At 72.2% G+C, this 6,948-nt stretch carries 7 protein-coding genes; 3 read left to right on the forward strand and 4 right to left on the reverse strand.

Going from position 1 to position 6,948, the window contains the following annotated elements; all coding sequences use genetic code 11:
• The 4 genes from ABZ281_RS30670 to ABZ281_RS30685 form a co-directional block, all read right to left on the reverse strand.
• Positions 1–1,152, reverse strand: a 1,152-nt coding sequence (locus ABZ281_RS30670) for a histidine kinase (RefSeq protein ID WP_356660727.1), incomplete at its 3' end; no start/stop codon positions are given.
• A complete protein-coding gene (locus ABZ281_RS30675) occupies positions 1,149–2,864 on the reverse strand; it encodes a cation acetate symporter (protein WP_356660729.1) in 1,716 nt (571 codons plus the stop codon). The genes ABZ281_RS30675 and ABZ281_RS30670, both read right to left, overlap by 4 nt.
• A gap of 10 nt (positions 2,865–2,874) precedes the next feature.
• The gene (locus ABZ281_RS30680; RefSeq protein ID WP_356660731.1) at positions 2,875–3,243 is read right to left on the reverse strand and encodes a hypothetical protein; all 369 of its coding nucleotides are present in this window, start codon (positions 3,241–3,243) and stop codon (positions 2,875–2,877) included.
• Positions 3,240–3,989 (reverse strand): LytTR family DNA-binding domain-containing protein, encoded by a 750-nt coding sequence (locus ABZ281_RS30685; RefSeq protein WP_356660733.1) that lies wholly within the window; start codon positions 3,987–3,989, stop codon positions 3,240–3,242. The genes ABZ281_RS30680 and ABZ281_RS30685 overlap by 4 nt, the downstream gene beginning before the upstream one ends.
• Before the next feature lie 121 nt (positions 3,990–4,110).
• Between ABZ281_RS30685 and ABZ281_RS30690 the strand changes: the two genes are divergently transcribed.
• The 3 genes from ABZ281_RS30690 (at position 4,111) to rocD (ending at position 6,824) form a co-directional block, all read left to right on the forward strand.
• Complete coding sequence (locus ABZ281_RS30690; RefSeq protein ID WP_298557063.1) at positions 4,111–4,626, forward strand: Lrp/AsnC family transcriptional regulator; 516 nt, start codon at positions 4,111–4,113, stop codon at positions 4,624–4,626.
• Positions 4,627–4,752: 126 nt separating this feature from the next.
• Entirely contained in the window at positions 4,753–5,574 is an 822-nt protein-coding gene (ddaH, locus tag ABZ281_RS30695; RefSeq protein ID WP_356660735.1) for a dimethylargininase, read from the forward strand.
• Positions 5,571–6,824 (forward strand): ornithine--oxo-acid transaminase, encoded by a 1,254-nt coding sequence (gene rocD, locus ABZ281_RS30700; RefSeq protein WP_356660737.1) that lies wholly within the window; start codon positions 5,571–5,573, stop codon positions 6,822–6,824. Before ddaH ends, rocD begins: the two co-directional genes overlap by 4 nt.
• Positions 6,825–6,948 lie beyond the last annotated feature (124 nt).

A 6,948-nucleotide genomic window follows, 5' to 3' on the forward strand; every position in this document is an offset into this window, starting at 1 on the left:
GATCTTCATGCCGGCTCCCGGGGCGGTCTCGATGACGAGCCCGTGGTCGTCGCCGTAGACCTGGCGGAGCCGGTCGTCGACGTTGGAGAGGCCGATGCCGCCCGAGGGGCTGACCTCGCGGGCGAGGATGCGGCGAAGGAGGCCGGGGTCCATGCCGGCGCCGTCGTCCTCGATGACGACGAGGGCCTCGGCGCCCGCGTCCTGGGCGGTGATCTGGATGTGGCACTTGCCGGAGGGCACGGCCTTGCCCTCCAGACCGTGCTTGACGGCGTTCTCGACGAGCGGCTGCAGGCACAGGAACGGCAGGGTCACCGGCAGCACCTCCGGTGCTATCTGGAGGGTGACGGAGAGGCGGTCGCCGAAGCGTGCCCGCACCAGCGCCAGGTAGTGGTCGATGGCGTGCAGTTCCTCGGCGAGGGTGGTGAAGTCGCCGTGCCGGCGGAACGAGTAGCGGGTGAAGTCGGCGAACTCCAGCAGCAGCTCACGGGCTCGCTCGGGGTCGGTGCGGACGAACGAGGCGATCACCGCGAGCGAGTTGAAGATGAAGTGCGGGGAGATCTGGGCCCGCAGAGCCTTGATCTCGGCCTCGATGAGGCGGGTGCGGGACTGGTCGAGGTCGGCCAGTTCCAGCTGGACCGAGACCCAGCGGGCGACCTCGCCGGCGGCGCGGACGAGCACCGCCGACTCACCGGGCGCGCAGGCGACCAGGGCGCCGTGCACCCGGTCGTCGACGGTGAGCGGCGCGACGACCGCCCAGTGCACCGAGCAGTCGAGGCTGTCGCAGGTGAGCCGGAAGGCCTCGCCGCGGCCGGTCTCCAGGGGGCCGGCGAGGCGTTCCATGATCTCGGTGCGGTGGTGGGCGCCGTCGCCGTCCCAGACCAGGACCTGCCCCCGGTCGGTGAGGCAGAGGGCGTCCGTGCCGAGAAGGGAGCGCAGTTTGCGGGCGGACTTCCGGGCGGTCTCCTCCGTCAGGCCGGAGCGCAGCGGCGGCGCGGCGAGGGACGCGGTGTGCAGGGTCTCGAAGGTGGCGTGCTCGACGGGGGTGCCGAGGCCGGCGAGGCTCTTGGCCCGGGCGGTGCGGCGGCCGAGCCAGACGCCCAGGGCGAGCACCGGGAGCACGGCGACGCACAGGCCGGCCAGGAACCCGCTCATGCCGTCACCTCCGTGCGCAGTTCCTCGGGCAGGTGGAACCGGGCCAGGACCACCGCGGTGCCGGGCGGGACCCGGCCGGGGGTGGCCAGGGACACCAGGATCATGGTGAGGAAGCCCAGCGGCACCGACCACAGCGCGGGCCAGGCGAGCAGGGCGTGCAGGGCGGCGCCCTCGCCGGGGTAGCCCGCCATGGTCGCGGCGACGGCGAGCAGGGCGGAGCCCCCGCCCACCAGCATCCCGGCGGCGGCGCCCGGCGGGGTCAGCCGACGCCACCAGATGCCGAGGACGAGCAGCGGACAGAACGAGGACGCCGAGACGGCGAAGGCGAGCCCGACGGCGTCGGCGACCGGCAGTCCGCCGACCAGGACGCTCGCGCCGAGGGGCACGGCCATGGCGAGGACCGTCCCGAGCCGGAAGTGCCGTACGCCCCGGGAGGGCAGCACGTCCTGGGTGAGGACGCCCGCGACCGCCATGGTCAGGCCCGAGGCCGTGGAGAGGAACGCGGCGAAGGCGCCGCCTGCGACCAGTGCGCCCAGCAGATCACCGCCCACTCCCCCGATCATGCGGTCGGGCAGCAGGAGAACGGCGGCGTCCGGGTCGCCGGTGAGGGTGAGTTCGGGGGCGTAGAGGCGGCCGAGTGCGCCGTAGAGGGGTGGCAGGAGGTAGAAGGCGCCGATCAGGCCGAGGACCGCGACGGTGGTGCGGCGGGCGGCGACGCCGTGCGGGCTGGTGTAGAAGCGGACCACGACGTGCGGCAGGCCCATGGTGCCGAGGAACGTGGCGAGGATCAGCCCGTACGTGGCGTACAGCGGGCGTTCCTCGCGGCTCTCGGCCTGCGACGGGGAGAGGTCGCCGCCGCCGCTGCGCTCGGCCCGGGGCACGGGGGCGCCGGCGGGGAAGGTGAGGCGGGCGCCGCTTTCGACGCGGTGGGTGCCGGCGGGGAGGTCGAGGCGGGCGCCGGTGTACGTCCGGCCGTCGACGGTGCCGGTCACGGTGACGCTCAGGGGCCGGCCGAGGGTGAGGTCGATGCCGTCGTCGACGCGGACGACGCGCTGGTCGCGGAAGGTGGCCGGTTCGTCGAAGGCGTGCCGGGGTGCCCCGTCGCTCTGCCAGGTGAGGACCAGGAACAGGGCGGGCACGAGCAGGGCGGTGAGCTTCAGCCAGTACTGGAAGGCCTGCACGAAGGTGATGCTGCGCATGCCGCCGGCGGCGACGGTGGCGGTGACGACGACCGCGACGATCATTCCGCCGAGCCAGTCGGGCGCCCCGGTCAGCACGGTCAGGGTCAGTCCGGCGCCCTGGAGCTGGGGCAGCAGGTACAGCCAGCCGACCCCGACGACGAAGGCGCCGGCCAGCCGCCGCACGGCCTGGGAGGCGAGGCGGGCCTCGGCGAAGTCGGGGAGCGTGTAGGCGCCGGAGCGGCGCAGCGGGGCGGCGACGAAGATCAGCAGGACCAGGTAGCCGGCGGTGTAGCCGACCGGGTACCAGAGCATGTCGGGGCCCTGGACCAGGACGAGTCCCGCTATGCCCAGGAAGGAGGCGGCGGAGAGGTACTCGCCGCTGATGGCGGCGGCGTTGAGGCGGGGGCCGACGGTGCGGGAGGCGACGTAGAAGTCGGAGGTGGTGCGGGAGATGCGCAGGCCGAAGGCGCCTACGAGGACTGTCGCCACGACGACGAGGGCGACGGCGGGGATGGCGTAGCTGGAGTTCATCGGTGGGGCTTCAGCGGTCTTCCACGAGGCGTATGAAGTCGCGTTCGTTGCGCTCGGCCCGGCGGACGTACCAGCGGGCGAGCAGGACGAGGGGGGCGTAGAGGCCGAAGCCGAGGACGGCCCATTCCAGGCGGCGGGCGTCGGGCATCGCCGCGAACAGCAGCGGGAGCGGTCCGACGAGCAGGCCGAGGATGGCGAACACGGTGAGGGCGGCGCGCAGTTGGGTGCGCATCAGGGAGCGGACGTAGGTGTGGCCGAGAGTGGTCTGCTCGTCGATCTCGGTGCGCGGGCGGTAGTAGCCGGAGGAGGCCCGGCCGCTCTGCCGGGGCGGGCCGGTGACGACGACGCGGCGTTCGGCGTGGTCGGGGGACACGGTCACGGCCTCCTCATGAGCAGGTCGCGCAGTTCACGCGTGTGGCGCCGGCTGACCTGGAGCTCCTCGGAGCCGACGAGGACGCTGACGGTGCCCGCGTCGAGGCGGAGTTCGCCGATGTGGTGCAAGGCGACGAGGTGGCGGCGGTGGATACGGACGAAGCCGCGGGTGCGCCAGCGCTCCTCCAGGGTGGACAGCGGAATGCGGACCAGGTGGCTGCCCTTGACGGTGTGCAGGCGGGCGTAGTCGCCCTGCGCCTCGACGTGGGTGATGTCGTCGACGGCGACGAAGCGGGTCACGCCGCCGAGTTCGACGGGTATGTGGTCCGGGTCGGGTTCGTGCACGGGGATGCGCGGGGCGGCGCCGCGCAGTTCGGAGGCCCGGCGTATGGCCTCGGCGAGCCGTTCCTTGCGGACCGGTTTGAGGACGTAGTCGACGGCCTTGAGGTCGAAGGCCTGCACGGCGAAGTCCTCGTGGGCGGTGACGAACACGACGAGCGGCGGCCGGGCGAAGCCGGTGAGCAGCCGGGCGAGGTCGAGGCCGTCCAGGCCGGGCATCTGGATGTCGAGGAAGACGATGTCGATGGCCTCGGGCCCGCCCGGGCCGGACTCCAGGGCGCGGTTCATGCGGCGCAGCGCCTCGGTGGCGTCGCCGGCGCCCTCCGCGCTGCTGATGCGGGGGTCGGCGTGCAGGAGGTAGAGCAGCTCCTCCAGGGAGGGGCGTTCGTCGTCGACAGCCAGGGCGCGCAGCATGAACCCGGAGTGTAGGGGTGATCCGTACGTCTGGACATGTGCCGGGGGTGGACGTTCGCGCTGGACACGGTGCCCGTGCCGGGCGGGCGCGGGCCGGGGCGCCGGTGGATACAGTGCCCGCATGAACAGCAGGTCCACGCCGTTCGACGAACTCGACCGAAAGATCATCACCGCGTTGATGGCGAACGCCAGGACGTCGTTCGCGGAGATCGGCACCGCGATCGGGCTGTCGGCGACGGCGGTCAAGCGGCGGGTCGACCGGCTGCGCGAGACCGGTGTGATCACCGGGTTCTCGGCGACGGTGAAGCCGTCGGCGCTGGGCTGGCGCACGGAGGCCTACGTCGAGGTGTACTGCGAGGGCGCCGCCCCGCCGCGGCGGCTGGCCGAGGTCGTGCGCGACTATCCCGAGATCGCTGCGGCGATGACCGTGACCGGCGGCGCGGACGCGTTGCTGCACGTGCGGGCGCGGGACGTGGAGCACTTCGAGGAGGTGCTGGAGCGGATCCGGCAGGAGCCGTTCATCCGGAAGACGATCAGCGTGATGGTGCTGTCCCATCTGCTCCCGGAGAGCCCGGAGGCCGGGGCGAGCCATCCGGCCCCCGAGGGGGTCCCGGGGGGCGCAGCAGTCGTGCGCTGAGCGGCCGTAAGACGCAGCGTTCCTGCGTGAACGCGCAACCTTTGTTTCTTGTCGGGCACCACCGTCGGTTCCTACCGTTGTGTCAACCACCAGTCACACACCGTGAGGAAGCGGAGGGACCCCTCTGTGCCCGACTCCCGTGTGCCGCGCCGGCGGCGCTACCTCGTCTGCGAACCCAGACACTTCGCCGTGCAGTACGCGATCAACCCGTGGATGCACCCCGACGAACCCGTCGACGTCCTCCGCGCCCTGGACCAGTGGCAGGCGCTGGTCGACACCTACCGTGCCCACGGCCATACCGTGGACGGTGTGAAACCCCTTCCCGGCCTGCCCGACATGGTTTTCGCCGCGAACGCGGCGGTCGTCGTCGACGGCCGCGTCTTCGGCTCGCTCTTCCACGCACCCGAGCGCCGTCCCGAGTCCGTGCCGTTCGAGGCGTGGTTCAAGGCGGAGGGCTACGAGGTGTACCACCCCGAGTCGGTGTGCGAGGGCGAGGGCGACCTGGTCCCCGCCGGCCGCTGGATCCTGGCCGGGACGGGCTTCCGTACGACCCGGGAGGCCCACAGCGAGGTGCAGGAGCACTTCGGGACGCCGGTGATCAGCCTGACGCTGGTGGATCCGTACTTCTACCACCTAGACACGGCGCTGTTCGTCCTCGACGACGAGAACATCGCCTACTACCCCGAGGCGTTCTCTCCGGGCAGCCGTGAGGTGCTGGCCCGGCTGTACCCGGACGCGGTGCTCGCCACCCGCGAGGACGCCATGGCGTTCGGGCTCAACTCCGTCTCCGACGGGCGCCACGTGTTCATCTCACCGGGGGCGACGGCCCTGGCCGACCAGCTGGCCGACCGAGGCTACGTCCCCGTCCCCGTCGACCTGTCCGAATTCCAGAAGGCCGGTGGCGGCATCAAGTGCTGCACCCAGGAGATCCGGGAGATCCGCTCATGACCGCACCCGTCCGCACCGAGGACTCGCAAAGGCGCCGTGGCTCGCGGGAGACCCGTGGCTCGCAGGAGCTGATCCGCGCGGAGGAGCCGGTCCTCGCGCACAACTACCACCCGCTGCCGGTGGTCGTCGCCCGCGCCGAGGGCACCTGGGTGGAGGATGTCGAGGGGCGGCGCTACCTCGACATGCTCGCCGGGTACTCGGCCCTCAACTTCGGCCACCGGCACCCGGCGCTGATCGAGGCGGCCCATCGTCAGCTCGACCGGCTGACCCTCACCTCGCGCGCCTTCCACAACGACCGGCTCGCCGAGTTCGCGGAGCGGCTGGCCGCGCTGACCGGCATGGACATGGTGCTGCCCATGAACACCGGCGCGGAGGCGGTGGAGAGTGGCGTGAAGGTGGCCCGCAAGTGGGCCTACGACGTCAAGGGCGTGCCGGCCGACCGGGCGACGATCGTGGTCGCGTCGGACAACTTCCACGGGCGTACGACGACGATCGTCAGCTTCTCGACGGACGAGACGGCCCGGGCGGGCTTCGGGCCCTTCACGCCGGGGTTCCGGGTGGTGCCGTACAACGACCTGGCCGCGATGGAGGAGGCGGTCGACGAGACGACGGCGGCGGTGCTGATCGAGCCGATCCAGGGCGAGGCGGGGGTGATCATTCCCGACGACGGTTATCTCGCCGGTGTGCGGGAGCTGACTCGCCGCAAGGGCTGTCTGTTCATCGCGGACGAGATCCAGTCCGGGCTCGGGCGCACGGGCCGCACGCTGGCGGTCGAGCACGAGCCGGTGGTGCCGGACGTGCTGCTGCTGGGCAAGGCGCTGGGCGGCGGGATCGTGCCGGTGTCGGCGGTGGTCGGGCGCCGGGAGGTCCTCGGTGTGCTGCATCCCGGGGAGCACGGCTCCACCTTCGGCGGCAATCCGCTGGCGGCGGCGGTCGGTACGGCGGTGGTGGAGCTGCTGGAGACGGGCGAGTTCCAGCGCCGCGCTGCCGAGCTGGGCGGGATCCTGCGCGATGGTCTGACGGGGCTGGTCGGCAAGGGCGTCGTCGGGTTCAGCTCCCGCGGCCTGTGGGCGGGCGTCGACATCGACCCCGCGCTGGGCACCGGCCGGGAGATCAGCGAACGTCTCATGCGGGAGGGAGTCCTGGCGAAGGACACCCACGGCTCCACGATCCGCCTGGCCCCGCCGCTCACCATCACGGGCGAGGAACTGACGGGGGCACTCGCGGCGCTGGAGAAGGCGCTGGGGTAAGGGGTCCTTTCACTATGAGCGTCCGATCAGGGCGCGTGGTCTGGTGCCGTGCATCGCAAGGCGCCGGGAAGCCCTTGTAGCGGAGCTACCAGGGCTTTTCGGCAACGCGGCGAGGTGCGGTGCC

The organism is Streptomyces sp. NPDC006265 (genome assembly GCF_040613555.1).
Classification (GTDB): Bacteria; Actinomycetota; Actinomycetes; order Streptomycetales; family Streptomycetaceae; genus Streptomyces.